20 protein-coding genes and 1 pseudogene are annotated in these 24,452 nt (G+C 61.4%); 8 read left to right on the top strand and 13 right to left on the bottom strand.

Annotated features, from left to right (window positions below; all coding sequences use genetic code 11):
- Positions 1–170: 170 nt before the first annotated feature.
- Positions 171–1,412: pseudogene (gene phaZ / locus AC2ISB_RS08665) on the bottom strand (polyhydroxyalkanoate depolymerase); the annotation flags it as partial.
- 127 nt (positions 1,413–1,539) lie between these two features.
- Here phaZ and phaC point away from each other — a divergent pair.
- From phaC to phaR, 3 genes are all read left to right on the top strand, one after another.
- A complete protein-coding gene (gene phaC, locus AC2ISB_RS08660; protein ID WP_339107833.1) occupies positions 1,540–3,330 on the top strand; it encodes a class I poly(R)-hydroxyalkanoic acid synthase in 1,791 nt (596 codons plus the stop codon).
- Between the two features lie 171 nt (positions 3,331–3,501).
- Positions 3,502–3,960, top strand: a complete 459-nt coding sequence (locus tag AC2ISB_RS08655) for a Phasin (protein WP_339107832.1) — start codon at positions 3,502–3,504, stop codon at positions 3,958–3,960.
- 143 nt (positions 3,961–4,103) lie between these two features.
- Positions 4,104–4,652: a polyhydroxyalkanoate synthesis repressor PhaR gene (gene phaR / locus AC2ISB_RS08650; RefSeq protein ID WP_406721078.1), complete on the top strand. Its 549-nt coding sequence runs from the start codon at positions 4,104–4,106 to the stop codon at positions 4,650–4,652.
- Here phaR and AC2ISB_RS08645 read toward each other — a convergent pair whose 3' ends face one another.
- On the bottom strand, positions 4,653–5,315 hold the full coding sequence (locus tag AC2ISB_RS08645) for a thiamine diphosphokinase (RefSeq protein WP_486574726.1): 663 nt from the start codon (positions 5,313–5,315) through the stop codon (positions 4,653–4,655).
- A gap of 133 nt (positions 5,316–5,448) precedes the next feature.
- Between AC2ISB_RS08645 and AC2ISB_RS08640 the strand changes: the two genes are divergently transcribed.
- Positions 5,449–7,803, top strand: coding sequence for a hypothetical protein (locus AC2ISB_RS08640; protein ID WP_486574725.1), 2,355 nt, complete (start codon positions 5,449–5,451; stop codon positions 7,801–7,803).
- 215 nt (positions 7,804–8,018) lie between these two features.
- Here the strand turns inward: AC2ISB_RS08640 and AC2ISB_RS08635 are convergent, their stop codons facing one another.
- Both AC2ISB_RS08635 and AC2ISB_RS08630 read right to left on the bottom strand, forming a co-directional pair.
- On the bottom strand, positions 8,019–8,273 hold the full coding sequence (locus AC2ISB_RS08635; RefSeq protein WP_339107828.1) for a DUF2842 domain-containing protein: 255 nt from the start codon (positions 8,271–8,273) through the stop codon (positions 8,019–8,021).
- 5 nt (positions 8,274–8,278) lie between these two features.
- Entirely contained in the window at positions 8,279–9,571 is a 1,293-nt protein-coding gene (locus AC2ISB_RS08630; protein ID WP_339107827.1) for an adenylosuccinate synthase, read from the bottom strand.
- Between the two features lie 242 nt (positions 9,572–9,813).
- On the opposite strand from AC2ISB_RS08630, the gene secG reads away from it, so the two are divergent.
- On the top strand, positions 9,814–10,224 hold the full coding sequence (gene secG / locus AC2ISB_RS08625) for a preprotein translocase subunit SecG (protein WP_339107826.1): 411 nt from the start codon (positions 9,814–9,816) through the stop codon (positions 10,222–10,224).
- Between the two features lie 219 nt (positions 10,225–10,443).
- Positions 10,444–12,087 (top strand): CTP synthase, encoded by a 1,644-nt coding sequence (gene pyrG, locus AC2ISB_RS08620; RefSeq protein ID WP_339107825.1) that lies wholly within the window; start codon positions 10,444–10,446, stop codon positions 12,085–12,087.
- Between the two features lie 25 nt (positions 12,088–12,112).
- On the opposite strand, the gene AC2ISB_RS08615 is transcribed toward pyrG, so the two are convergent.
- The 3 genes from AC2ISB_RS08615 to AC2ISB_RS08605 all read right to left on the bottom strand — a co-directional run bounded on the left by AC2ISB_RS08615 (position 12,113) and on the right by AC2ISB_RS08605 (position 14,331).
- Complete coding sequence (locus AC2ISB_RS08615) at positions 12,113–12,793, bottom strand: hypothetical protein (protein ID WP_486574724.1); 681 nt, start codon at positions 12,791–12,793, stop codon at positions 12,113–12,115.
- A gap of 142 nt (positions 12,794–12,935) precedes the next feature.
- Positions 12,936–13,856 (bottom strand): formyltetrahydrofolate deformylase, encoded by a 921-nt coding sequence (gene purU / locus AC2ISB_RS08610; RefSeq protein ID WP_486574723.1) that lies wholly within the window; start codon positions 13,854–13,856, stop codon positions 12,936–12,938.
- A gap of 151 nt (positions 13,857–14,007) precedes the next feature.
- Positions 14,008–14,331, bottom strand: coding sequence for a 2Fe-2S iron-sulfur cluster-binding protein (locus AC2ISB_RS08605; protein ID WP_339107822.1), 324 nt, complete (start codon positions 14,329–14,331; stop codon positions 14,008–14,010).
- A gap of 55 nt (positions 14,332–14,386) precedes the next feature.
- Between AC2ISB_RS08605 and AC2ISB_RS08600 the strand changes: the two genes are divergently transcribed.
- The gene (locus tag AC2ISB_RS08600) at positions 14,387–15,079 is read left to right on the top strand and encodes a peptidoglycan-binding domain-containing protein (protein WP_486574722.1); all 693 of its coding nucleotides are present in this window, start codon (positions 14,387–14,389) and stop codon (positions 15,077–15,079) included.
- Between the two features lie 85 nt (positions 15,080–15,164).
- Here AC2ISB_RS08600 and AC2ISB_RS08595 read toward each other — a convergent pair whose 3' ends face one another.
- From AC2ISB_RS08595 to AC2ISB_RS08570, 6 genes are all read right to left on the bottom strand, one after another.
- Entirely contained in the window at positions 15,165–16,637 is a 1,473-nt protein-coding gene (locus tag AC2ISB_RS08595; RefSeq protein WP_339107820.1) for a DegQ family serine endoprotease, read from the bottom strand.
- Positions 16,638–16,951: 314 nt separating this feature from the next.
- Positions 16,952–17,869: a protease modulator HflC gene (gene hflC, locus AC2ISB_RS08590; protein ID WP_406721072.1), complete on the bottom strand. Its 918-nt coding sequence runs from the start codon at positions 17,867–17,869 to the stop codon at positions 16,952–16,954.
- Complete coding sequence (gene hflK, locus AC2ISB_RS08585) at positions 17,869–19,014, bottom strand: FtsH protease activity modulator HflK (protein ID WP_486574721.1); 1,146 nt, start codon at positions 19,012–19,014, stop codon at positions 17,869–17,871. Before hflK ends, hflC begins: the two co-directional genes overlap by 1 nt.
- 143 nt (positions 19,015–19,157) lie before the next feature.
- Positions 19,158–20,510, bottom strand: coding sequence for a glutathione-disulfide reductase (gene gorA, locus AC2ISB_RS08580; protein ID WP_486574720.1), 1,353 nt, complete (start codon positions 20,508–20,510; stop codon positions 19,158–19,160).
- A gap of 419 nt (positions 20,511–20,929) precedes the next feature.
- Positions 20,930–21,715, bottom strand: a complete 786-nt coding sequence (gene rpiA / locus AC2ISB_RS08575; RefSeq protein WP_339107816.1) for a ribose-5-phosphate isomerase RpiA — start codon at positions 21,713–21,715, stop codon at positions 20,930–20,932.
- Between the two features lie 119 nt (positions 21,716–21,834).
- The gene (locus AC2ISB_RS08570; protein WP_486574719.1) at positions 21,835–22,827 is read right to left on the bottom strand and encodes a Hint domain-containing protein; all 993 of its coding nucleotides are present in this window, start codon (positions 22,825–22,827) and stop codon (positions 21,835–21,837) included.
- Between the two features lie 198 nt (positions 22,828–23,025).
- Between AC2ISB_RS08570 and AC2ISB_RS08565 the strand changes: the two genes are divergently transcribed.
- Positions 23,026–24,408 (top strand): L-serine ammonia-lyase, encoded by a 1,383-nt coding sequence (locus AC2ISB_RS08565; protein ID WP_486574718.1) that lies wholly within the window; start codon positions 23,026–23,028, stop codon positions 24,406–24,408.
- Positions 24,409–24,452 lie beyond the last annotated feature (44 nt).

The raw sequence follows: 24,452 nt of genomic DNA, 5'->3' as shown, positions 1-24,452 counted from the left end.
TTGGTTTCGGAGGTCTTGGTTTTGGGGGCCTCGGTTTTGGAAGCGGCGGGTTTGCGCCCGCGACGGGTCGCCGCCTTGGGGGCTGCCGTTTCGGAGGCCGCCGCCTTGCGGACCGCAGCTTTGCGCGGTGCCATCGGAGTGACCGCGCTATTGCCCTTGATCTCGCGATCCGCATCTTCTGGCGCGGCATGCTCGTCGATGAATTTCAGCACGATCGGGCGGATATTGTTGCGCCATGCGCCGCCTGCAAAAATGCCGTAATGGCCGGCATTCGGCTCCAGATGCTGGCCTTTCATATGGTCGGGCACGCCGGTGCACAGATCCAGCGCCGCCACACATTGACCGGGGGCGGAGATATCGTCTTTCTCGCCTTCGACCGTTTTGACCGCCACTGTGGTGATCTTGCCGATATCGATCTTCTTGCCATCGATGCTGAACCGGTTGCGGGCCACTTCCAGCCCCTTGAAGATCCGCTGCACCGTCGAAAGATAGAATTCCGCCGTCATATCCATGACGGAGAGATATTCATCATAAAAGCGGTTGTGGCGGTCACGCTCGGCAGGGCCGGTTTTCGCATCGGCCATGATCTTGTCGAAGAAGGACTTGGCATGGGTCTCGGCATTCATCGAGATGAAAGAGGCAAGCTGCATCAGGCCGGGATAGACCATGCGGCCCACGCCCTTGTAACGATAGCCCACGCGCTGGATCACGCTATGCTCCAGCTGGCCCATCGTGATGCGGCGTCCGAAATCGGTGACCTCGGTGTCGGCGGCATCGGGGTCGATCGGCCCGCCGATCAGCGTCAGCGTGCGCGGCTGCGCCTCGGGATCTTCCTCGGCCAGATAGGCGGTCGCGGCAAGTGCCAGCGGGGCCGGTTGGCAGACCGCGATCACGTTGATATCGGGGCCGAGCTTGCGCATGAAATCGACCAGATAGCGGGTGTAATCCTCGACGTCGAACTTACCCTCGCTGACCGGAATGTCGCGCGCGTTCTTCCAGTCGGTCACATAGACCTCTGCATCGGGCATCAGCGAGATGACCGTCGAGCGCATCAGGGTCGCGTAATGGCCCGACATCGGGGCCACCAGCAGGATGCGGCGCGGCATAGGGTCGCGGCCCTGCACCTTGAAATGCACAAGCGACCCGAAGGCCTTGTCCATCAGGGTTTCTATTTCCACTATGTGATCGCGCCCGTCGGCAGCGGCGATGGCACGGATGCCCCAGTCGGGTTTCATGACCATGCGCGAGAAGCTGCGTTCGGTCACCGCACCCCATGATTCCATGATGCGGAAAGCGGGGTTGGGCGAGAGGCCGAACACCGGGTAAGAGGCGATGGCACGGGCGGAGGCGCCGATCCATTCATTGGTGTTTCTGATGCTCTCCATCAGATCGTAGCTGTAGATGCCTTTCATCGTGTCGCTCCTTTGGCCGACCAGTCCGGACATTTCACACGCCTGAGGTGAAAATCTGCTGAATGCCCGCTTTACCCTAGAGAAGAGAGGTCTATGGTTGGGAAAAGGATAGGAGGAGCGAGAAGGCATGACAACAGGGGAGGCGCAGGTTTCTGCTGCATCGCAGAAAATGCAGGAAAATCTTGCAAAGATAGAACAGCTTTCGCAGCGACTTGTCGATGCGTTAAGCCATCGGCGCATGCCGAATCCCTCTTTGGAAGGACCCGGCGTCGATTTGTATATGTCGACGACCGCGGCGCTGATGCGGGAATTGTCGGATAAGCCGGCTCAGATTCTCGAAGCGCAGGTGAAATACTGGGGCGATGCGATGAGCCATTATATTCAGGCCACGCATGCTCTTGCCACGCAAGGCTTCCGTCCGCCCGAGGATCCGGGCCCCGAGGACAAGCGCTTTTCCAATCCGCTCTGGACGACCCATCCCTATTTCAACTTCGTCAAACAGCAATATATGATCGCCTCGCGGGCCATTGACGAGGGCACCGACGCCCTGCCGGGCCTTGCCGATGTAGATCGCAAGCGGCTGAAATACTTCACCAAGCAGTTGGTGGATATGATGGCCCCCACCAATTTCTTCGCCACCAATCCCGACGCGCTGGAACGCGCCATCGAAACCGAAGGCGAAAGTCTGGTGCGGGGATTGGAGAATCTCGTGCATGATGTCGAGCGCAATCACGGCGATCTGCTGGTGACATTGGCAGACCGCACCGCCTTCGAGGTCGGGCGCAATCTGGCCACGACCGAGGGCAAGGTGATCTACCGCTGCCGCATGTTCGAACTGATCCAGTACACGCCACGCACCGAGAAAGTGTATCGCACGCCTTTGCTGATTTTCCCGCCCTGGATCAACAAATACTACATTCTGGATCTGAAAGAGCAGAACAGCTTCATCCGCTATGCGGTGGAGCAAGGGTTCAGCGTGTTTGTCGTGAGCTGGAAAAACCCCGATGCCAGCTTTGCCGATGTGGGCTTTGACGATTATGTCGCCAGCTATCTGGAGGCCATTGCGCAGGTCAAACAGGAGACCGGCGTCGCCAAAATCAACGCAATCGGCTATTGCATCGCGGGCACCACTCTGGGGCTGACGCTGTCTTTGATGAAAAAGCGCGGTGATCATTCGATCAATAGCGCGACCTTCTTCACGACGCTGACCGATTTTTCCGATCAGGGGGAGTTTGTCTCGTTCTTGCAGGATGATTTCGTGGACGGGCTGGAGGTGCAGTGCCGTGTGGACGGTGTGCTTTCGAGCTATTTCATGTCGCGCACCTTCTCTTTCCTGCGCTCGAACGACCTGATCTGGCGTCCGGCGATCCGCAGCTACATGATGGGCGAGGCCCCGCCCGCCTTCGATCTGCTTTACTGGAACGGCGATGCGACCAACCTGCCGGGCAAGATGGCAATGGAATATCTGCGCGGCCTGTGCCAGCAGAACCGCTTTGCCGAGGAGACCTTTACCCTGTTGGGCGAGGATCTGCGACTGGCCGATATTGATGTGCCGCTTATGGCGATTGCCTGCGAGACCGACCATATCGCGCCGTGGCGTGCCTCGTTCAGGGGGGTGGCGCAGATGGGGTCGAAAGACAAACAGTTCGTCTTGGCAGAATCGGGCCATATCGCAGGGATCGTGAATCCGCCCGACAAGAAGAAATACGGCCATTACACCAGTCCGGCCCCGATCGAGGATGCCGACGACTGGCATGCGGCTGCCGAATATCACGAAGGCACGTGGTGGCCGCGCTGGTCCGAATGGCTGGCCGGACGGTCGGGGCGGCAGGTTGCCGCGCGCGTGCCCGGAGCAGGCGGGCATGAAATTGTGGCGGATGCTCCCGGAAGTTACGTTCGCGAGACAATTTTGTTGTGAAAATTTTTCCGAGTGGTTTAAGACTTGTCCTGTGCTTTACCTAGTGTAAATTTTCTGCAATGCAGCATAAAAGACTTGATTTTCTGCGCTGCAGCATATACTCTTCATTGTAGCGAATAGGGCCGCGCAGACCGAACCCCTGGCCCTTCTATCTCAGATCGGAGCGACGAAATGGCCGCAACTACCCAAGATTTCACCAAGATTATGCAAGATATGATGTCCTCGATGCCGATGGACATGTCGAAGTTCCAAGAGGGCTTCAAAGCGCAAGCGGCTTTCGGTGAGAAAATGTCCAAAGTGGCTTTGGATGCTGCCGAGAAATCGACCGAGATTTCGGCAAAATGGACCAAAGAAACGCTCGCCAAAATGAGCGATATCGCAACCACCAAATCCGAACCGGCAGACTATGCTAAAGCTGTCAGCGACTTCGCGTCGGCTTCGGCAGAAATCGCGTCGGAAAACATCGCCGCTTTCGCAGAAGTTGCGAAAAAAGTGCAGATGGAAACCGTCGAACTGATGCTGGCCGCCGGTAAGGATTTCTCGGAAGATGCCACCGCTGCCATGAAATCGGCAACGTCTTCGGCAACTTCGGCTGCGAAAAAGACCACCGCAGCAGCGACCGCGAAGTAATCTCTTCCTCCCGGGTCTCTGGCAAGATCCTCCCAGTCAGGGAACGGACTTAGGGGCGGGCTTCGGCTCGCCCCTTTCTTATTGATTTTATGGCATTTGCGCCTCATGATAGCGTTTCATACGATATCCTGGGGAGGATCATCATGGCCGATGCGGAAAAGCCTCTACTGATCAAACGCTACGCGAGCCGTCGTCTGTATAATACGGAGACGAGCGATTATGTGACGCTGGAAGATATTGCCCGCTTCATTCGCGATGGCCGCGAGGTGCAGATTGTCGATCTGAAATCGGGCGACGATCTGACGCGCCAGTATCTTCTTCAGATCATTGCCGAACATGAAAGCCGCGGCGAGAGCGTTCTGCCGGTGGATGTGCTGACCGATCTCGTGCGCTCTTACACCAGTTCGGCGCAAAGCGTTGTGCCGCAGTTTCTGGCGGCAAGTTTCGACATGCTGCGTCAGGGCCAGTCCCAGATGATGGAGAATATGGGCCGTATGCCGATTGCTTCCATGCCGGGGTTCGAGGCGCTGCAAAAACAGCAGCAGGCGTTCTTGCAGACGATGATGGGGGGCTGGCCCAAAGCGGGCACCGGCCCCGAGCGGGAAGCCCCCGCCGCTTCCGAGGACCGCGAGGAACTGGAAAAGATCAAGAAACAGCTTTCCGAATTGCAATCGAAGCTGTCCAAGCTCTGATCACACGCATCCCAGCGCCCTTAGCGCTTCGCCAAGAGCGGTTTTGGGCAGAAGGACCAGACAGGGGCCTGTCATCTGCAAGGTGACGGGCCCTGTGACTTCATTCGAGGTGCCGATCTGGCCGCAAGGCTCCAGCGTCAGGCCGTCGATGGGCCAGCGCAGCCCCGTGGATGTTCCGGCAGAGGGGCCTAGCGGATAAAGGGAAAAGCGGCTTTGGACCGGCAGGGTCAAAGCCATTTCCGGTGGCGCGCAGAACACGATATCTTCCGCGTCGATCAGGATGATCTTTTTACGTGGCGGGTGGGCCAGCGCCGACAGGGCCGCCAGCGTATGGTCGAGCCGCCGCCCCGTAAAGCCGAGCCCCAGATAGAAAGGGGCTTGTGTCAGGCGCAGGCATTTGCCGAAATCGGTGCTGTCCTGTTCGGCGATGTGGTGCAGCCGTTCTGCCGTGATTCTGCCGCGATGGGCCGGATCGAAGCTATCCATATCGCCGATCACGGCTTCGGGCATCAGTTCCAGCGCCAAGGCCTGATTTGCGCCGCCATCTGCCGCGACCAAATGTGGCGCGATTGTCATGGCATGGTAAACGTCCTGAGGGTCGATTTGCCCGCCACCCAGCAGCGTAATGCCGGTTTTTCTTGATAATACAGGCGATTCCGTCATTATTTGATCCTGTCAGGGGCGCTGGATTGGCCTCTGAATAGGTAAAATTCCTTGTAATTGCCATTATTCGTTCACTGAATGGCACCAATTTCGAAACATGGTTAGCCGAACAGAAGTCCAAAGAGGCGAGCAAATGGTCGGTGCAAATAAGATTCTCACTGTTTCTTACGGGACATTCTCCTGCACGCTTGAGGGCTTTGACGAGCCGTTCCAGACGATGCAGGCGATTGCGGAATATTTCCGCGACCTCGCCGCCGAGGACCGATATTTCGGTGCCGAGCCTCCCCAGCCCGATGCGGAGATGCTGCACCGGATTGCCGAGCGCGAGATCCAGCGCCGCGTTGATGCCAAGATCCAGAAAAACGGGGTGATTCTGCGTGCTTCGGAAACGGGCTCTGTGCCTTCTGTCGCTGCCAGGCCCTTGGCACCGGAGAAGCCCGAGGCTGCTGTCGCCGCGCCGGAAGAGGCCGCGGCAGTTCAGGTGCCCGTGCAAACACCGGTGCAAACACCCCTAAAAACGCCTGCGCCGATGGCGGCCCGGATGGAGGAGTCTGTGGCTGCGAAGCTGGCGCGCATCCGCGATGTCGTGGCCCGTTCCAAAGCGGAGGCCGCGGCGGCTGCGGCTCCGGAGCTTTCGGGAGCCGAGTTCATGGAAGATCTGGCCGGTGTGCCGGAGGATCAGGACTATATCGGGAAAGGGGGATTTGGCGATCCGCTCGATATTTCCGGGCCGGTATCGGATGACGAGTTGACACAGATGGCCGAGAGCGACCGCACCTCGCCCGACGAGCTGGAAGCCTCTGCTCGTGCCGAGGCCGAGGCGCTGCAGGAAGCGGCGCGTCAGGCCGAAGAGGCTGAGGCAGAGGCCGCGCGTTTGGCTGCGGAAGAAGCGAAAGCCGCAAAAGAGGCCGCACGGGTTGCCGCAGAGCAGGCTGCGCAGGCGGCAGAGGCAGAGGCCCGCGCGAAAGCCGAGGCCGAGGCAAAGGCAGCCGAAGAGGCCGAAGCAGCGGCCAAAGCCGAAGCCGAAGTCAAGGCCAGAACCCTTGAAGCCGAAGCTGAGGCCCGCGAGGCTGAGGCCCGTCTGGCAGCAGAGCTTTCGGCCTTGGAAGAAACGGCGGAGGATGCCGAGCACACGCCGCAGACGGTTGAAGCCCCTGCCGCGCCGGAGGTCACGGAGGACGATGCTGCAGAGGCCGCGCCGCGCCCTGTGCGTCCGCAGCTTCGGACCCGCGTGATCAAGGTTCGGCGTGTTGCCCCGCCCCCTGCGGCAGAAGAGCCTGCGCCTGCTATGCCCGCAGCCTTGCCGAATGTGCCGACCAATGATCTGCCGGGGGCCGATCTTTCGCCCGAGGATGAGGAAGATCTGCTCAAGACCTTGGCCGAGCTGGATGTCCCCGAAGAGGCGGCTGACCTGCCCCCGCAAGAGGCGGTGCCGCAGCCGCGGATGCCCGAAGAGGATGCAAGCGAAGCCGCAATCGCCGACTTGCTTGCAGATGAGGTTGCGGATGCGGGGGAAGAGGTTCCTGAGGGCGACGCTGACGAGGCATCCGCGCCGGTCGAAGAACTCGCGCCTCAATCTGCCGAGGCAGAGCGGCCACAAGAGCCCGAGGGCGCGGCCAAGGTCACGCCGCGGCGTGGCCCCAGCCTGACCGATATCCTGCGCCGCCGACGCGCTGATGACAAACCCGCCGAGGCTGCGGCAGAGGAGCCCGAGGCGGAACCGGCTGTGGTGAAGGCGGGCATGGGGGAAGGGGCCTCCGAGGCGGATGTCTCGCGTCTGATGAAAGAGGCCGAAACCCAGTTTGCAGGGCGTGACAACCGGCGCAGATTGTCGGCGATTGCGCATCTGAAAGCCGCAGTGGCTGCGACGGTGGCAGAGCGCCGTCTGAAAGGCGAGAAAGCCCAGCCCGACGAGACGAAAGCCTATCGCGAGGATCTCGACCGTGCGGTGCGCCCGCGCCGTCCGGTTGCCGGAGAGGATCGCGACAACCGCCCCGAAGCGCCGGAAGCGGTGCAAACGGCCGCCGAGCCGCGTCGTGAGGCACCGCTGGTGCTGGTGTCGGAGCAGCGGGTGGATGATCCCACGGCCACGGCCAAAGCGGCGGAAGAGGCGATCCGTCCGCGTCGGGTGACCACCGCCGAGATTGCGCAGCAGATCGATGACGCTGCGGAGGACATTCAGGACAGTCTCCCGCAAGGGGGGGCAACCAGCTTTGCCGAATTTGCGGACCGTGCGGGGACGCGTGGTCTGGCCGATCTTCTGGAGGCCGCAGCCGCCTACACCGCACAGATCGAGCAGCAGCCGCATTTCACCGCGCCGCAGATCATGCGCAAGGTGACCGCATTGGAGGAAGGGGCAGGCTATTCGCGCGAGGACCGGATGCGCAGCTTCGGGAAACTCCTACGGCAGGGGAAGATCGCCAAGATCAATCGCGGTCAATATGTGGTCTCGGAGCAGTCGCGCTTTCTCGAGGAAAAACGCGCCTGAGAGACCGGCACGCAGGCCCTGAAGCCGACTGGAAAGCCAGAAAAGAGACCCGAAACGGTGCGTGCCGTTTCGGGGCTTCCGCATTGGACGGCGCGCGCCCGCGCCCGTGCGCGGGCGGCGGCATGCCGTGTCTTTGCTGATGGTCTCGACAGGGGGGAATGTGAAAAAGCTCCCGAAGCGGTTTCGGGAGCTTTTGAAGAGGTTTGATGGGCAGTTTACGGCGTGGTATCGGACTGTTTCGCGGGATCGGCCTTGCCGACCCCCATGAAGACCGGCTTGCACGGGAAAATCCATGCGACGCCAAGGCCGATATACAGTGCCAGTTCGGCCCAGAGCGGCAGACGCCCGAAGCGGGCCTCCAGCCAGTTGGCCAGTGTCACCGCCACCACGACATAAAGCGGCAGGGCGATGACCAGCACCAGAATCGCCAGCCTGCGCCGCGTCGTCCAGCTTAAGTGTCGCCCCGCCATCGCGATCAATCCGCGAAGGGGTCGGTGACGAGGATCGTGTCGTCGCGCTCGGGCGAGGTGGACAGCAGGGCCACGGGACAGTCGATCAGCTCTTCGATGCGGCGGACATATTTGATGGCCGCAGCCGGAAGGTCGGCCCAGCTCCGCGCACCTTCGGTCGAGTCGCTCCAGCCTTCGATCTCTTCATAGATCGGGGTGCAGCGCGCCTGTTTGTCTGAAGCCGTCGGCAGATAGTCCAGACGCTCGCCGTCCAGCTCGTAGCCCACACAGATCTTGATGGTCTCGAACCCGTCGAGCACGTCCAGCTTGGTCAGCGCAATCCCGTTGACACCCGAGACCGAGCAGGTCTGACGCACGAGAGCCGCATCGAACCAGCCACAGCGGCGCTTGCGGCCGGTGACCACGCCGAATTCATGACCACGGGTGCCGAGGCGCTCGCCATCATCGTCTTTCAGCTCGGTCGGGAAGGGGCCTTCGCCGACGCGGGTGGTATAGGCCTTCACGATGCCCAGCACGAAATCGATCGATCCCGGACCGATGCCAACGCCGGTTGCGGCCTGACCTGCGATCACGTTCGAGGAGGTCACAAAGGGATAGGTGCCGAAGTCGATATCCAAAAGCGAGCCCTGCGCACCTTCAAAGAGGATGCGTTTGCCGGCTTTGCGCTTCTCGGCCAGAACTTTCCAGACGGGAGCGGCATATTGCAGGATTTCTGCCGAAATCTCGCCCAGCTTGGCGATCAGCGCATCCTTGTCGATGGGCTCAAGCCCCAGACCGGCGCGCAGCGCGTTGTGGTGCACAAGGGCGCGATCCACACGCAGTTCCAGCGTGGCGGGGTCGGCAAGGTCCGCGACGCGGATCACGCGGCGGCCAACCTTGTCTTCATAGGCCGGACCGATACCGCGACCGGTGGTGCCGATCTTGGCCACTGCCACCTGCGCCTCGCGGGCACGGTCAAGCTCGCCGTGGAACGGCAGGATCAGCGGCGTGTTCTCGGCGATCATCAGCGTCTCGGGCGAGATATCCACACCCTGTTCGCGGATTTTCTCGATTTCCGAGATCAGATGCCACGGGTCAAGCACGACGCCATTGCCGATGATCGACAGCTTGCCGCCACGCACCACACCCGAAGGCAGCGCGTTCAGCTTGTAGACCTTGCCGTCGATGACAAGCGTGTGGCCGGCATTATGCCCGCCTTGGAACCGTGCGATGACGTCGGCACGTTCCGACAGCCAATCTACGATCTTGCCTTTCCCCTCGTCACCCCACTGGGCACCGACGACGACGACATTGGCCATGAGACTCTCCTTGGCGCTGCGAAAAACCTCGGGCGGTATACAGAAGCCAAGCCCGAGGGGGAACCAGTTTCTTGGGAAAACTGCCGTGAATGCGGTGAAAAAAACATCTCGGGGGGAGGGGCGCGTATATATAAGGAGTGCGCAGCCCCCCTGCGGGCCCCCTCTGCTGTGGGATAAGGGGTTGCGCGATGGGCGGCATATGAATAAGTAGGCGCAAGCTTTGCAAGAAGGTCCGTCTCCATATGCAGAACATCATCCTTACCGTTCATCTGATCCTCGCGCTGTTGATGATCGGCGTTGTTCTGTTGCAACGCTCCGAAGGCGGTGGCCTCGGGATGGGCAGCTCGGGCGGTGGCGCGGGCGGCGTGATGACCGGTCGTCAGGCGGCCAATGCCCTGTCGAAAGCGACATGGGTTCTGGCGGCGGGCTTTCTGTGCACCTCGGTGGCGCTGACGGTTGTTGCCGCACGCGATGCGGGCGAATCTTCGGTTCTGGACCGTCTGGGTGCTGGCAATTTCACCGTTTCGGGCAAGGACGAGGCCAAGCCGGATGCCGCATCCGAAAGCAAGACCGATGATGCCGCGATCCCGAGTGTTGACCTGACCCCGCCCGCCGCGACGGATTCTCCCGTCACGCCTCCGGCCGCGCAGTAAGACATCTCACAACTTCTGTGCGCCCCTTTGTCGGGCGCACAAGTGGTAGCGTAACCACATAAAATTTACCCAACTGCTTGCGGTCCGATTGCGGGCTGGCCGCGAATCATGTAAGCATCAAATCCCGTGATCCCGAAGCCTTTGGCCTCGGGAGTGTTTATAATTTTTGTCAGGTCCGCTGCTGGACCGGCAAACCCAAGCAAACTCACGGGGGCTTTCATGGCACGTTATGTCTTCATCACCGGCGGTGTGGTGTCTTCTTTGGGGAAGGGGCTGGCATCGGCGGCGCTGGGGGCTTTGCTGCAAGCTCGCGGCTTTTCGGTGCGGCTGCGCAAACTCGATCCCTATCTGAACGTCGATCCGGGCACGATGAGCCCGTTCGAACATGGCGAGGTTTTCGTGACCGATGACGGCGCGGAGACCGATCTGGATCTTGGTCACTACGAGCGGTTCACCGGCGTTCCGGCCCGCAAGACGGATTCGGTTTCGTCGGGGCGTATCTATTCCAACGTTCTGGAAAAGGAACGCCGTGGCGAATATCTGGGCAAGACCATTCAGGTCGTCCCGCATGTCACCAATGGCATCAAGGACTTCCTCGCCGTGGGCGATGACGAGGTCGATTTCATGCTCTGCGAGATCGGTGGCACGGTGGGCGATATCGAAGGTCTGCCCTTCTTTGAAGCCATCCGTCAATTCGCGCAGGAACGTCCGCGCGGCCAATGTATATTCATGCACCTGACCCTGCTGCCCTATCTGGCAGCCTCCGGCGAGCTGAAGACGAAGCCCACCCAGCACTCGGTCAAGGAGCTGCGTTCCATCGGGTTGCAGCCGGATGTGCTGGTCTGCCGCTCGGAACAGCCGATCCCCGATAAGGAACGCGCCAAGATCGCGCTGTTCTGTAATGTCCGCCCCGATGCGGTGATTCCGGCCTATGACCTGAAAACCATCTACGAGGCCCCCTTGGCCTATCACCGCGTGGGTCTGGATCAGGCGGTTCTGGATGCCTTCGGGATTTCGCCCGCGCCCAAGCCCGATCTGTCGCGTTGGGAAGACGTGATGGACCGTCTGGAAAATGCCGAGGGCGAGGTGAAGGTTGCCATCGTCGGGAAATACGTCCAGCTGGAAGACGCCTATAAGTCGATCGCCGAGGCGCTGACGCATGGCGGCATGGCCAACCGCGTGAAGGTAAAGGCCGAATGGATCGATGCCGAATTGTTCGAGAAAGAAGATCCGGCCAACTTCCTGAGCGATTATAACGCGATCCTCGTGCCGGGCGGCTTTGGCGAACGCGGCACCGAGGGCAAGATCCGCGCGGCGCAATTCGCCCGCGAGAAGAAGATCCCCTATCTGGGCATCTGCCTTGGTATGCAGATGGCGGTGATCGAGGCCGCGCGCCACCTTGCGGGCATCGAGGATGCGGGGTCGGAAGAGTTCGACCACGAGGCAGGCAAGCGCCGCTTCGAGCCGGTTGTCTACCACCTGAAAGAATGGGTGCAGGGTAATCACCGCGTCGAGCGCAAGGTCAGCGACGACAAGGGCGGCACCATGCGTCTGGGCGCCTATTCCGCCGTGCTGAAGGCCGATTCGAATGTGGCGGCTGTCTATGGCACCACCGAGATCGAAGAGCGTCACCGTCACCGCTATGAGGTCGATGGCCGCTACCGCGAGAAGCTGGAGGAATGCGGTCTGGTGTTCTCGGGCATGTCGCCCGACAACCGCCTGCCCGAGATCGTCGAGCATAAGGACCACCCGTGGTTCATCGGCGTGCAGTTCCACCCCGAGCTAAAGTCGAAACCTTTCGCGCCGCACCCGCTCTTCTCGGGCTTCGTGAAAGCCGCGAAAGAGCAAAGCCGGTTGGTATAAGGAAAGGGGCCCTCGGGCCCCTTTTTCATTTGGTGGTTGGTGTGACGAGGTCGAGTAGGGCGGCGTGGGTTGCGCGGTATTCTGCGATGTCGTCACTGACGCGCTCTTTTGCGCGTTGCTTCCATATCTCTGCGGAGTCCAGATCATGCTTCGAGTGAGCACAAAGCCAGAGAAGCCATGAGAGCAGATGGATCCCTTCTAGACAAAGGGCAAACTGCTTTCCCCTCTGACCTTCATAGGTTCCGGCCGCGTTGTCTTCGTCTGCCCTATCTTTATAATCCCAAAGCTCTTTGCGCTTTCTGCCAGCACCGCGTGCCAGTTTATGCGCTAGGTTTTCGTCTCGGAAAATCTTGAGTGGGGAGCATCGATCATCCCAGTCTTTGAATGAAATGCGCCACTCTTCGTAGGCGCTTTCGTCTGGGAAATTCTTCCAGCCTATCTGTCCTTCTTTGTGTTGGATGAATTTTGTAGGGGATATTACGTCAGTGGTGCCGTCGAGCAGTTTAGCGGTCTCAAGCAGAAGGCTGTTTTCATAAGTCTTGAACGTCATCCATGCTGACTGCTGAACGGGAGTTAGAGCAACAAGTTCGTGCCGTTTGAGCTTGCGCGGGTTTCGTTCGAGATATTCCTGTACAAAGGCAATGTCGACGCAGAGGTCATCCAACGCTAGCTGGAGTTCATGCACAAATTCGTCGAAGTTTGGCACTTTTTTCCGAGGGTTTCCCAAATTCTGAAGCTTTGAATCAATTGAATTTACTTCGTCGAATTGGTGGTTAGCCCTAAAATTATCAAGAGGCCTCGCGCCCCTCCCCCAAATCGAAAAGGGGCGCCCGAGGCGCCCCTTCTATTCAGCCCATTCGTTCCGAGGCATAGGAGCCCGGGGAGGCAGGGAAGACCACCGTTTTATTGCCGTTGATGAAGGCGCGGTGGTGGATATGGGCGTGGATCGCGCGCGAGAGCACCTGTGCTTCGACATCGCGGCCCAGCGATACGTAATCGGCGGCCGATTGGGCATGGGTGATGCGCACCGTGTCCTGCTCGATGATCGGGCCTTCATCGAGATCGGCGGTCACGTAATGCGCCGTCGCGCCGATCAGCTTCACGCCGCGTTCATAGGCCTGTTTGTAGGGGTTCGCGCCTTTGAAGGAGGGCAGGAAGGAGTGGTGGATATTGATGATCCGCCCCGACATTTTCTGGCACAGATCATCCGACAGCACCTGCATATAGCGCGCCAGCACGATCAGGTCGGTGCCGGTTTCCTCGACCAGTGCCATAAGGCGGGCTTCGGCTTGGGGTTTGTTCTCTTTGGTGACCTTGATGTGGTGGAAGGGGATGTCGTAATTGACCACGACCTTCTGGTAGTCGAAGTGGTTGGACACGACGCCCACGATATCCACCGGCAGCGCGCCGATGCGCCAGCGATAAAGGATGTCGTTGAGGCAATGGCCGAAGCGCGACACCATCAGCATGACCTTCATCCGCTGCGACGGATCGTGGAATTTCCAGACCATAGCGAAGGGGGCCGCTACCGGATCGAAGCCTGCCGAGATATCCTCCAGCGCCATACCGCCCTCGCTGCGGAAGGTCATGCGCATGAAGAACTGCCCCGTCAGCGCATCGTCATATTGCTGCGCGTCGATGATATTGCAGGATTTTTCCGCCAGATAGGTGGTGACGGCGGCCACAATTCCGCGGGCGGTCGGGCATTGCACGGTCAGCACAAAGGTCTGTTCGGCGGTCTTTCCGGCTGTTGTCTCGGGGGCGGTCATCGGATGTCCTCTCGCATGGCTTGTTGCCATGACCTTCATCCGAACGGCCATTCCCTTCGCGGTGATTTGCGACAGGCTGACGGGAAAAGGCGACGCCCGCCTGCGACATTGCCAAAAGAAACGCCCGAAGCGGGGGCCTCGGGCGGGGAGCTTAGATCTGTTTCTCGGGCAGCTGCACCACAAGGCCGTCCAGATCCGGCGTGACCTTGATCTGGCAGGTCAGCCGCGAGGTCTCGGGGTCGGGCTGATAGGCGAAATCGAGCATGTCCTCTTCCATACTGTCTTTCGGCGGCAGGCGGTCGACCCATTCTTTGGCGACATAGACATGGCAGGTCGAGCAGGCACAGGCCCCGCCGCAATCGGCATCGATGCCTGGCACGCCGTTGTCGCGTGCGCCTTCCATCACGGTCAGACCGGGTTTGACATCGATTTCATGTTTCGTGCCGTTATGTTCGATATAGGTGATCTTTGCCATGGCTGTGCTTTGCGCCCCGAACTTGCTTTGGTTGTCAGTGGAACTGGTGTAGGGCATGATGGAAGGCTTGACCAGTGCGCGGGCAGGGGCTCTGTGGTGCAAAGCGGCAGGTCAGGCGAAGTTGAACGGAATGCGGATGGCGGGAATGCGTAAATATGTGGCGGCTGTCTCGGTGCTGGCCATGCTGGGCGGTTGTATGACGGGCGATCGCCAGATCGCACCGCGCGATGATTCCGAAATCCCGCTGACACTGGCCAATGAATGGCGCGACACCCCGCCCGATCCGGCGGCGGCAGGGTGTTATGCGCGTCAGACCAGTCCGGCGGTGGTCGAAACGGTAACCGAACAGCGGCTGGTCTCGCCCGAGATCCGCGACCCCGAGACCGGCAAAATCACGCAGGCTGCCGCCTATCACACCGAAACCCGCCACCAGATCGTGACGGCGCGGGGCACGCGCTGGTTTGCCGCGCCCTGTCCGCCGGTCTTTACGCAGGATTTCGTGGTGATGCTGCAACGCGCTCTGGCGGCGCGGGGCTATTATCACGGGGGGCTGTCGGGCAGTCTGGACCGGTCCACGGGGCAGGCGATCCATGCCTATCAGAAAGCGCGCGGGCTTTACAGTGCGACCCTTTCGACACGGGCGGCACAGGAGCTGGGGCTGACGCTCTGGTCGGACAAGACCGCCCCGACGGCTTCGGCCACGCCCGGTGTTGCCGCGCCCTATCCCGGCCAGATGGGACCAACCTGACCTCTGGGGCCATACCCATTGCCAAGATCGGTTGAAGGGCGCCCCGTGGGGCGCCCTTCTCTCTACAGGTGGGGATGTGCGGTGATTATTTCACCGGCAGCGCGACAAAGCGCGGCTCACCCCCACGACGGATCAGCAGAAGAAGCGATTTTCGCCCCTCATCCTTGGCCTCTTTAACGCGGTCTTGCAGGTCGGTGACGCTGGTCACATCCTGCTGACCGGCTTCGGCAATCACATCTCCGGCGCGCAGGCCCTTGTCATAGGCATCGCTTTCCTCGTCGAGATCGCTGATGACCAGACCTTTGGCATCCGAGGGCAGATCCAGCTGGCCGCGCAGGTCGTCGTTCAGCGGTTCGATAGACATGCCCAGAACGGTATCGCTGTCTTGCGACTGGCTTTTTGCCGCCGCCGGAATGGGCTGGTCTTCCGAGGTCTCGCGGCGGCCCAGCGTGACGGTCAGGGTTTTCTCTTTGCCATCGCGCTGGACGATCACCTGAACCTTCTCGCCAATCGGGGCCTTGGCCACGCGGCGCACCAGATCGCGGGTGTCGGCGACATCGCCCCCGTCGAATTTCACGATCACGTCGCCCGCCTGCATGCCCGCATCCTTGGCCGGACCGTCGGGTACTTCCGAAACCAGCGCGCCTTTGCTCGAGCTCAGACCCAGCGCTTCGGTCATGTCATCGGTGACATCCTGAATTTTCACACCCAGCCAGCCGCGACGGGTTTCGCCATATTGCTGTAGCTGCGACACCACGTTTTTCACGACATTCGACGCCATCGAGAAGCCGATCCCGATCGAGCCGCCATTGGGCGACAGAATCGCGGTGTTCACGCCGATCACCTCGCCGTTCATGTCAAATAGCGGCCCGCCCGAGTTACCACGGTTGATGGCGGCATCGGTCTGGATATAGTCATCATAGGTGCCCGAAAGCTCGCGGTTGCGCGCCGAGACGATCCCCGCCGAGGCCGAGAAGTTCTGGCCCAGCGGGTTGCCCATCGCCATGACCCAGTCACCTACCCGCATCTTGTCGCTGTCACCGAAGGGGACGAAGGGCAGCGGCTTGTCGGTTTCGACCTTCAGAAGCGCGATATCGGTTTTGGGATCGGTGCCGATCAGCTTGGCTTTCTTGGTGGTGCCATCGAAGAAGGCCACCGTGATGTCATCGGCATTTTCGATCACATGGTTATTGGTCACGATATAGCCGTCTTCCGAGATCACGAAGCCCGATCCCAGCGCATTCGAGTGATGCGGGCGCGAGGGGCTTTGCTGGCCCTGATCGGGGAAGCCGAAATCGCGGAACAGATCATCGAAGGGGCTGCCTTCGGGGAACATCGGGTTCGACTGGGTCGGGGTCGAGACGGTCATCGAGGTGGTGATCATCACCACCGAAGGCGAAACCTTCTGCGCCAGATCTGCAAAACTGTCAGGCGCGGCTTTGGCAAATACCGGCGTGGCATGAAGCGGGGTCAGGGCGATTGCAGCCGCCACGGCCGCGGCCCCGAAGGCACCACGGACATTTTTTGCGGACAGGAAGGCGGGGGTCTGGATTGTCATGCTCTCTCTTGCTCCGAAGATGCGGTTGGCCGGCACCTTTAGGCTTCCGACCTCGGTATGCCAGTTTAAGAACGTCGTGACGGAAATCACAAATGAAAGCCCCGTCTCATTGGGACAATTGGCTGTGAAACGCCGGTGACCACCTGTCTGGCCGGATCGTGATTTGACACGGGCTCTGCTGTGAGGGGGGCGGTTCTGTGTCGCCGCGGTCGGTATCGCGGGCGATGATCCCTCTGATCCGGTCCGGTAACCGGCGCGGTCGTCCATGAGAAAGGCCGCAGCCTTGCGGCTGCGGCCTTTCTGTGATGCGGGGCCTATTGCGCGGCTGGCGGCTTTGCCGTCTGTGCTTGGCTGGGGGCTTCCCCAAGCGATTGCAGGAAGCGGTCATAGTCGAAGTAAAGACTATCGGGCTGCGCGATGATCCGCGAGCTATCCGACTTCAGCGTATTGGCGTAGAAATCCAGCTGGCGGGTGAAGGCGAAGAAGTTCGGGTCCTTATTATAGGCCTCGGCATAGATCTTGTTGGCCTGTGCCTGTGCCTCACCACGAACGATCTCGGCCTGACGTTGCGCATCCGAGGTCAGTTCGGTGCGGGTCCGGTCGGCGCTGGCGCGGATCCGCTGGGCGGCCTCGTTCCCGCGTGCGATCTCGTCAGCCGCCTCCCGCTCGCGCTCGGCGCGCATACGGGCATAGGTGGCCTCAAGGTTCTGGTCGGGCAGGTCGGTGCGGGTCAGACGCACGTCGATCACCTCGACCCCAAGGGCCTGTGCCTCGGCGCGGGCGGAATCGCGGATCTTCACCATCAGGCTGATCCGGTCATCCGACAGAACCGCAGTCGAGGGCACGCCCCCCAGCACTTCGCGGATCTGGGCGGTGATGATATTGTCCAGCTGTTGCTGCGCCCAGGGTTCGCCGCGGCCACGGGTGGCTGTGTGGAATTTCACCGCATCGGTGATGCGCCAGCGGGCAAAGGCATCCACCACCAGACGGCGGTCATCCAGAGGGGTCACCTCCAGCGGGCGCGTCGTCAGCGACAGGATGCGGTCCTCATAGGTTTTGACCGTCTGGATCAAGGGAAGTTTGAAACCCAGACCGGGGGTGGTCTTGACCTCTTTCACCTGCCCGAATTGCAGCACAAGCGCCTGTTCGCGCTCGTCGACCACATAGACAGAGCTCAGGCCGACAGCGGCCACAAGGGCGATCACAGGAATGGCGATTGCGAGTTTTTGCATCAGTTCGATCCCTCGCTCGACGTGTCGGTTTTGGCTGCAGGTTTCATGTCGGGCAGCGGCAGATAGGGCACGACCCCCTGAGCGCCCTCGGGCTCGTCGATAATCACCTTATCGACCCCGCCCAGAACGCTTTCCATCGTCTGCAGGAACATCCGGCGCTTGGTCACATCGGGCGCGTTGACATATTCATTATAGACCGAGGTAAAGCGCGCGGCCTGACCCTCGGCCTCGTTCACGGTGCGGGCACGATAGGCTTCGGCCTCTTCTTTCAGCTGGGCGGCCTGACCACGGGCCTGCGCGGTGACGCGGTTGGCATAGGCGTCGGCCTCATTGGTCAGACGGTCCCGCTCTTGCTGGGCCGCCTGCACCTGACGGAAGCTGTCGATCACCTCCTGCGGCGGATCGGCCTTGTTGAAGTTCACACGGATCACATGGATCCCCGAGTTATAGCTGTCGAGCGTGCCCTGGATGGCGCCTTCCAGCTCGGCACGGATCGCCCCGCGATCACGGTTGAGCACCGGTGCCAGTTCCGAGCGCGCGATGATGTCGCGCATGGCCGATTCGGCCACCGCGCGGATCGATTCCTGCGGATCGGAGAGGTTGAAGAGATATTTCGCCGGATCCTTGATGTTCCAGACGACTTGGAACTGGATATCAACGATATTCTGGTCGCCGGTCAGCATCAGGCCGGTATCGTTCGAGCCTGCGCGCCCCATCCCGATATCCACCGTCTGTTCCAGATCGACAGGCAGGATTTCATGGGTCACCACAGGCCAAGGGGCGAAGTTGAGGCCTGCGGTCTTGGTGGCCGAATATTTGCCGAAGGTCATCTCGACGGCTTCTTCGCCCTGCTGCACGGTATAGAACGACGACCATGCCCAAAGCACGGCAGCCCCGACCACGACAATCGCGCCGATGGTCTTGGCACCGGGACCATTGCTTGGGCCGCGCGGTCCGGCCCCGCGACCGGACCCCGAACGCCCGCCCATCAGCACGCGCAGCTGTTCGGAGCCCTTTTTCATGAACTCTTCGATCTCGGGGACCTGCTCTTTGCCGGGGCCACGTTGTCCGGGGCGCTTGTCGGACCCTTTCGGCTTGTCGCCGTCATCTCCGCCGCCCGTTCCCCAGGGACCTGAATTGCTCATGAGACTCCTCACCTTTTCTTGATCTCCGCAGTGATTTGGGGAGGGAACCCGCAGGTTTCAACCCGCCCCATAGCAGTTCTAAGTATATGATTGTCGATATTTCCGGATTCCCGCAGGGCCGGTTTGCCTGCGGGGGCCGTGGCTCAGACGCTGCGCGTCGGGCTGCGCATGGTTACCAGTTCTTCGGCCATTGTCGGATGCACGGCGCAGGTCGCATCGAATTGCGCCTTGGTCGCGCCCATCTTCATGGCAATGGCCACCATCTGGATCATCTCGCCCGCATCGGGGCCAACGATATGGCAGCCGGTCACGACCTGTGTCTTCTGATCCACCACCAGCTTCAGGAAGACCTTCTCGTCATTGCCCGCAAAGAGGCTCTTCATCGGGCGGAAGCTAGAGGTGTAAATATCGGCACCGGTGCCCGCGGCCTCCTCCTCGGTCACGCCACAGGTGCCGAATTCGGGCTGGGTGAAGACCGCCGAGGCCACCAGATCATGGTCCATCTTGAGCGGATTGGCCCCGAAGACGGTATCGGCAAAGGCGTGGCCCTCGCGGATTGCCACAGGGGTCAGCTGGATGCGGTCGGTCACATCGCCCACCGCAAAGATCGAGGGCACGTTGGTCTGCGACCATTCATCCACCAGCACCTCGCCCCGCTGGCCCAGTTTGACGCCGGCCTCCTCCAGCCCCAGCCCTTCGGTCAGCGGCACACGGCCCGTGGCGTAGAGTACGGCGTCATAGGTCTCTTCGGTTTGTCCCGCGATATGCACGCTGAAGGCCGTGCCCTTGCAGGTGACGCGGTCGATGACATGGCCGGTGCGAATGCGGACCCCCGCGCGTTCCATCTGCCCCACGATCACATCGCGCGATTCCGCATCGAAGCCGCGCAGAAGGGCCGAGCGGTTGAGCAACGAGACCTCGACACCCAGGCCGTTCAGGATGCAGGCGAATTCGCAGGCGATATAGCCCCCGCCCACGATCAGCATGGTCTTCGGCAGGGTCTTGAACTTGAACATGTCATTGGAGGTCAGCACATGTTCGCACCCCTCGAACTCCGGCACGAAGGGTTTGCCGCCCACCGCCACCAGAATATGCTTGGCCGAGACGATGCGCCCGTCGGCCAGTCTCACCTCATGCGGGCCCGCCACGGTCGCGCGGCAGTCGTGGAGGGTGACGCCCGCGCCTTCCTGTCCCTTGCGATAAAGCCCTTCCAGACGGTCAAGCTCGGCCTCCAGCTTCCTGTGGAAGACCTCCCAGTCGAAGGCACCGATCGTGGCGTCCCACCCATAGGCCTGCGCCTCGCGCACGGCTTCGGGATAGCCCGAGGCATAGACCATCAGCTTTTTCGGCACGCAGCCGCGAATGACACAGGTTCCGCCCATGCGGTATTCTTCGGCCAGTGCCACTTTCGCCCCGTGGCCTGCCGCGATCCGTGCGGCCCGGACCCCGCCAGAGCCGCCACCGATGACAAAAAGATCAAAGTCGAAATTGCTCATGGGAGATGTCCTTACGTTCCGCTCCGCCAGACGCGGGGCTGTCATGGGCAGCACATGGCCCTTCTGTTGCGCGAAGATAGACCACACATCGGCGGGCTTGGCCAGAGTTGCCGTCGTCGGGTCGCGTCTGCCCCGAATGCGCGGCCAATATGGTCAATGCGGCGGGTGGCCCAAAGCCGTGCCGTGGGACCATGAGCGCTTGAAGCCGGCATGTGTTGACACAGCTTGCACGGTGCTGGCGGCATTTCGGGTCTGGGCGGGGCAGGGCGGGGCCTTGGGCGGGGCGCTTCGATATGCGGAACGCCTCCCGCAGGCCCTGGAAAAGAAACGGGCCCGCAGCGGCAGCGCCGCCCGGACCCGGTCTAGCTTATTGGCCGTCGCAGCACGCCCGCAAGGCGGGTGGCTTGGCGGAGTGGCGGTTATTTCAGATCGCCGAAGATGTTGTCGTTCTCGGCAAAGTCGATCTTTTCATGCGCCACGGTGCCAGCATTGATATCGCGCACTTCGACGCGGCCATCGGCATCACCGATGATGACCATATCGCAGATATCGATGAACAGCCCGCTTTCCACCACACCGGCGATCTGGTTCAGCGCCAGTGCAAGTTGGCGCGGATTGCCGATCTTGTTCAGATGGCAGTCGATGATATGGTTGCCCTCATCGGTGACCAGAGGCTGGTCGCCCTCCATACGCACGGTGGTCTCGCGGCCCAGCACATCCATCGACGACAGCACTTCCTCGATCAGGGTGCGGGTCACCGGCCAGCCGAAGGGCGTGACCTCGACGGGCAGCGGGAAGGCCCCCAGATGCGCGACTTCCTTGGAGGCATCCGAAATCACGATCATCCGGTCCGAAGCGGTCGCCACGATCTTCTCTTGCAGAAGGGCTGCACCGCCGCCCTTGATCAGGTTCAGCTCGGGGTCGAATTCATCGGCACCGTCAATGGTCAGATCCAGCCATTTCGCCTCTTCCAGCGAGACGACCTTGATGCCCATCTGACGCGCGAGGTCTGCGGTGCGGGTCGAGGTCGGCACGCCGATGATGTTCAGCCCTTCCTCGCGCACACGCTCGCCCAGACAGCGCACCATCCATGCAGCGGTCGAGCCGGTGCCAAGGCCGACACGCATGCCGTCCTCGATGAAATCCACCGCGCGGCGGGCGGCGGCGAATTTGGCCTTGTCCATGGGGGAAAGCTCGGCGGGCATGGTTTTGCTCCTCAAAGATCCGTTCGCGCGGCTTATAGCAGACCTGCGCGACCATGCACGCGCTATTCCTCAGGGTTTCGTATAAAATCATATGGGGCCGCGTGATCAGGCGCGCGTGATCACGCGCGCTGGGGCAGGCGCAACATCCGCTGCGCTTTGCCCGTGGGCACGATCGGGCGCGCAGGCAGCATGCCGAACGGGTCGGCCTCGCGCGTGGCTTGCAGATAGCGGGCCGTTTCGGGGCCGACGCAACTCAGTGCGGCGGGGCCGGGCAGCAGGCTTTCGGTGCGGGCATCTTCGGCAAAGACGACCTCGTGGCGTTCGAACAGCAGATGGACCCACTGGATGCGGTCGCATTCGGCGCGGGTGATGCCGGGTTGTCCCACAAGGGCGCGGGCCGCCACAAGAATTTCCTCGCCCTGCAACGGGCCCCGCTCCGGTCGCATAAGCACCCTGTGCCGGCCCGACAGAAACAGCGGGCGCGTATTGCCGATAACTCCGGTTTCAAACCGCACCGGCGCATTGGCCCCGCGTCCGTTAACCAGCCAGCGCCCCGCCCATTCCAGCGGGCGATAGCCGTTATCGACGGTCTGGATACGCATCCCCTCGCGCAGCTTTTCCACCGGCACCGGCCCCTGTTTGGTGGCCACCAGACTGCCTGCCGCAAAGCAGATCGCCATCGCACTATAAGCAATAACCGGATCATTGCTGTCGATGCCCACAATATCGTAGCTCTGTCCGGCAAAGAGCCGTTCGGTAGAGGCGATCCCGTGCACTTGCCCCTGATATTCCAGCACATAGATCGTGATATTGTTGGCAGGATCGCTCGAACCGCTGGGGCGGATGATATAGCTGTATTCGGTCTCGACCCCGTCGCCCGCATCCCACGCGACCCCGTCGAATGTGGCGGCGGCGGCCAGCGCCTGCCCGCCATCGGCATCCTCGAAGCTGGCATCGTCATCGACCAGATCGACAAACTGCAGATCGGCGCCGGGGGAGATGACAAAGCTGGTGGCACCGGGCGCATCTGTCTCGGCCGTCGCATTCGATGCAAACGGGTCAGGCCCCGTGATCACGAGGTCGGAAATTTGCCAGGCGCCAAAGGTTGGCATGTCACCATCACGTCAGTTACAGAACCAGCCCTATCTGACCGATTTTCGGTAAATGTTCAGCTAATGTTCTTAATCTTGTGGGGGAATTCGCGCGTTTGATGCGCCGAATGTCGTTTTCGCGCAGGTCCGCCGGTCGGGCTGTGACATTGTGCAAAGGCAGCCATCCCCGCCCGCGCGGGACCATCCAGGGAGTGCGAGATGTTTCTGAGTGTGTTCGATATCTTCAAGATCGGGGTCGGGCCGTCCTCTTCGCATACGATGGGGCCGATGGTCGCCGGTGGCATGTTTCTGGCGCTTCTGCGGGGGTCGCATTTCAAGGCGCACGGGCTGCGTGCGCGGCTTTACGGGTCGCTGGCTTTCACCGGTAAGGGCCATGCCACCGACCGTGCCACGATCCTCGGTCTCGCGGGGGTTCTGCCCGAGAGCTATGACCACGAGGCCGCCGAAGCGGTTCTGGCGCAGAACGCCAAGGATCATCTGCTAAACCCCGAGGGGCTGGGGCCACTGGTTTTCAACCCCGAAACGGATCTGATCTTCGACTATGGCCCCGCACTGGAAGGCCATGCCAACGGGATGGTGCTGGAGGCGCTGGATAAGCAGGGCGACGTGCTGGCGCAGGAGACCTATTATTCCATCGGCGGCGGCTTTGTGCGCAGTGCCCGCGAGATGGCGGCCGCCGATGATGCCGCGGCCAAGGATGCGCCATCACCCGTGCCCTTCGGGTTCCGCTCGTCGGATGAGATGCTGTCGATGGCCCATGCCTCGGGGCTGGGGATCGCGCAGATGAAGCTGCAGAATGAGGCCCGTTTCCGCAGCCGCCCCGAGATCGAGGCAGGGCTGGTGCGCATCTGGGAGGTGATGAACGGCTGCCTATCGCGCGGGCTCGAGACCGATGGCATCCTGCCCGGAGGTCTGAAGGTTAAGCGCCGCGCCAAGGCGATCCATGACGCGCTGCAATCCGAACGCGGCCAGAACCTGCAGGCGCCGCATATCGTCAACGACTGGATCTCGACCTATGCGATGGCGGTGAATGAGGAAAATGCCGCCGGCGGGCAGGTCGTCACCGCGCCAACGAATGGGGCGGCGGGTGTGCTGCCTGCGGTGATCCGCTACTGGCTGGACCATGTTCCGGGGGCAAGTCGAGCCCGCGTGGGGGAATTCCTGCTGACGGCGGCGGCAATTGGCGGGCTGATCAAGACCAATGCCTCGATCTCGGGGGCGGAATGCGGCTGTCAGGCCGAGGTGGGGTCGGCGGCGGCCATGGCTGCGGCAGGTCTGTGCGCCGTGATGGGCGGCACGCCCGAGCAGATCGAGAATGCCGCCGAAATCGCCTTGGAGCATCATCTGGGCATGACCTGCGATCCGGTGCGCGGGCTGGTGCAGGTGCCCTGCATCGAGCGCAACGGTCTGGGGGCAATCAAGGCGGTCTCGGCGGCGTCGCTGTCGCTGCGCGGGGATGGCACGCATTTCGTGCCGCTTGACGCCGCGATCGAGACCATGCGTCAGACGGGCCGCGACATGCATGAACATTACAAGGAAACCAGCCTTGGCGGGCTGGCGGTGAATGTGCCTAATTGCTGAGCCCTGATCTTTCCTGCCCCCCGTCGAGATACTTTATCGGGAAA

Source organism: Thioclava sp. NS-SX20, assembly GCF_057380695.1.
The sequence above is the reverse complement of the archived record's forward strand: the minus strand, read 5'-3'. Positions and strand labels throughout refer to the sequence as shown.

What these genes read in the sequence shown, in the direction of transcription:
- AC2ISB_RS08630 (WP_339107827.1), bottom strand. Translation starts at nt 9,571, where the DNA reads ATGGCCAATGTCGTCGTCGTCGGTGCCCAGTGGGGTGACGAGGGGAAA.
- AC2ISB_RS08645 (WP_486574726.1), bottom strand. Translation starts at nt 5,315, where the DNA reads ATGACGGAATCGCCTGTATTATCAAGAAAAACCGGCATTACGCTGCTG.
- secG (WP_339107826.1), top strand. Translation starts at nt 9,814, where the DNA reads ATGCAGAACATCATCCTTACCGTTCATCTGATCCTCGCGCTGTTGATG.
- hflC (WP_406721072.1), bottom strand. Translation starts at nt 17,869, where the DNA reads ATGCAAAAACTCGCAATCGCCATTCCTGTGATCGCCCTTGTGGCCGCT.
- AC2ISB_RS08570 (WP_486574719.1), bottom strand. Translation starts at nt 22,827, where the DNA reads ATGCCAACCTTTGGCGCCTGGCAAATTTCCGACCTCGTGATCACGGGG.
- AC2ISB_RS08640 (WP_486574725.1), top strand. Translation starts at nt 5,449, where the DNA reads ATGGTCGGTGCAAATAAGATTCTCACTGTTTCTTACGGGACATTCTCC.
- rpiA (WP_339107816.1), bottom strand. Translation starts at nt 21,715, where the DNA reads ATGCCCGCCGAGCTTTCCCCCATGGACAAGGCCAAATTCGCCGCCGCC.
- phaC (WP_339107833.1), top strand. Translation starts at nt 1,540, where the DNA reads ATGACAACAGGGGAGGCGCAGGTTTCTGCTGCATCGCAGAAAATGCAG.
- phaR (WP_406721078.1), top strand. Translation starts at nt 4,104, where the DNA reads ATGGCCGATGCGGAAAAGCCTCTACTGATCAAACGCTACGCGAGCCGT.
- AC2ISB_RS08565 (WP_486574718.1), top strand. Translation starts at nt 23,026, where the DNA reads ATGTTTCTGAGTGTGTTCGATATCTTCAAGATCGGGGTCGGGCCGTCC.
- AC2ISB_RS08655 (WP_339107832.1), top strand. Translation starts at nt 3,502, where the DNA reads ATGGCCGCAACTACCCAAGATTTCACCAAGATTATGCAAGATATGATG.
- AC2ISB_RS08600 (WP_486574722.1), top strand. Translation starts at nt 14,387, where the DNA reads ATGATGGAAGGCTTGACCAGTGCGCGGGCAGGGGCTCTGTGGTGCAAA.
- pyrG (WP_339107825.1), top strand. Translation starts at nt 10,444, where the DNA reads ATGGCACGTTATGTCTTCATCACCGGCGGTGTGGTGTCTTCTTTGGGG.
- AC2ISB_RS08595 (WP_339107820.1), bottom strand. Translation starts at nt 16,637, where the DNA reads ATGACAATCCAGACCCCCGCCTTCCTGTCCGCAAAAAATGTCCGTGGT.
- AC2ISB_RS08635 (WP_339107828.1), bottom strand. Translation starts at nt 8,273, where the DNA reads ATGGCGGGGCGACACTTAAGCTGGACGACGCGGCGCAGGCTGGCGATT.
- hflK (WP_486574721.1), bottom strand. Translation starts at nt 19,014, where the DNA reads ATGAGCAATTCAGGTCCCTGGGGAACGGGCGGCGGAGATGACGGCGAC.
- gorA (WP_486574720.1), bottom strand. Translation starts at nt 20,510, where the DNA reads ATGAGCAATTTCGACTTTGATCTTTTTGTCATCGGTGGCGGCTCTGGC.
- AC2ISB_RS08605 (WP_339107822.1), bottom strand. Translation starts at nt 14,331, where the DNA reads ATGGCAAAGATCACCTATATCGAACATAACGGCACGAAACATGAAATC.
- purU (WP_486574723.1), bottom strand. Translation starts at nt 13,856, where the DNA reads ATGACCGCCCCCGAGACAACAGCCGGAAAGACCGCCGAACAGACCTTT.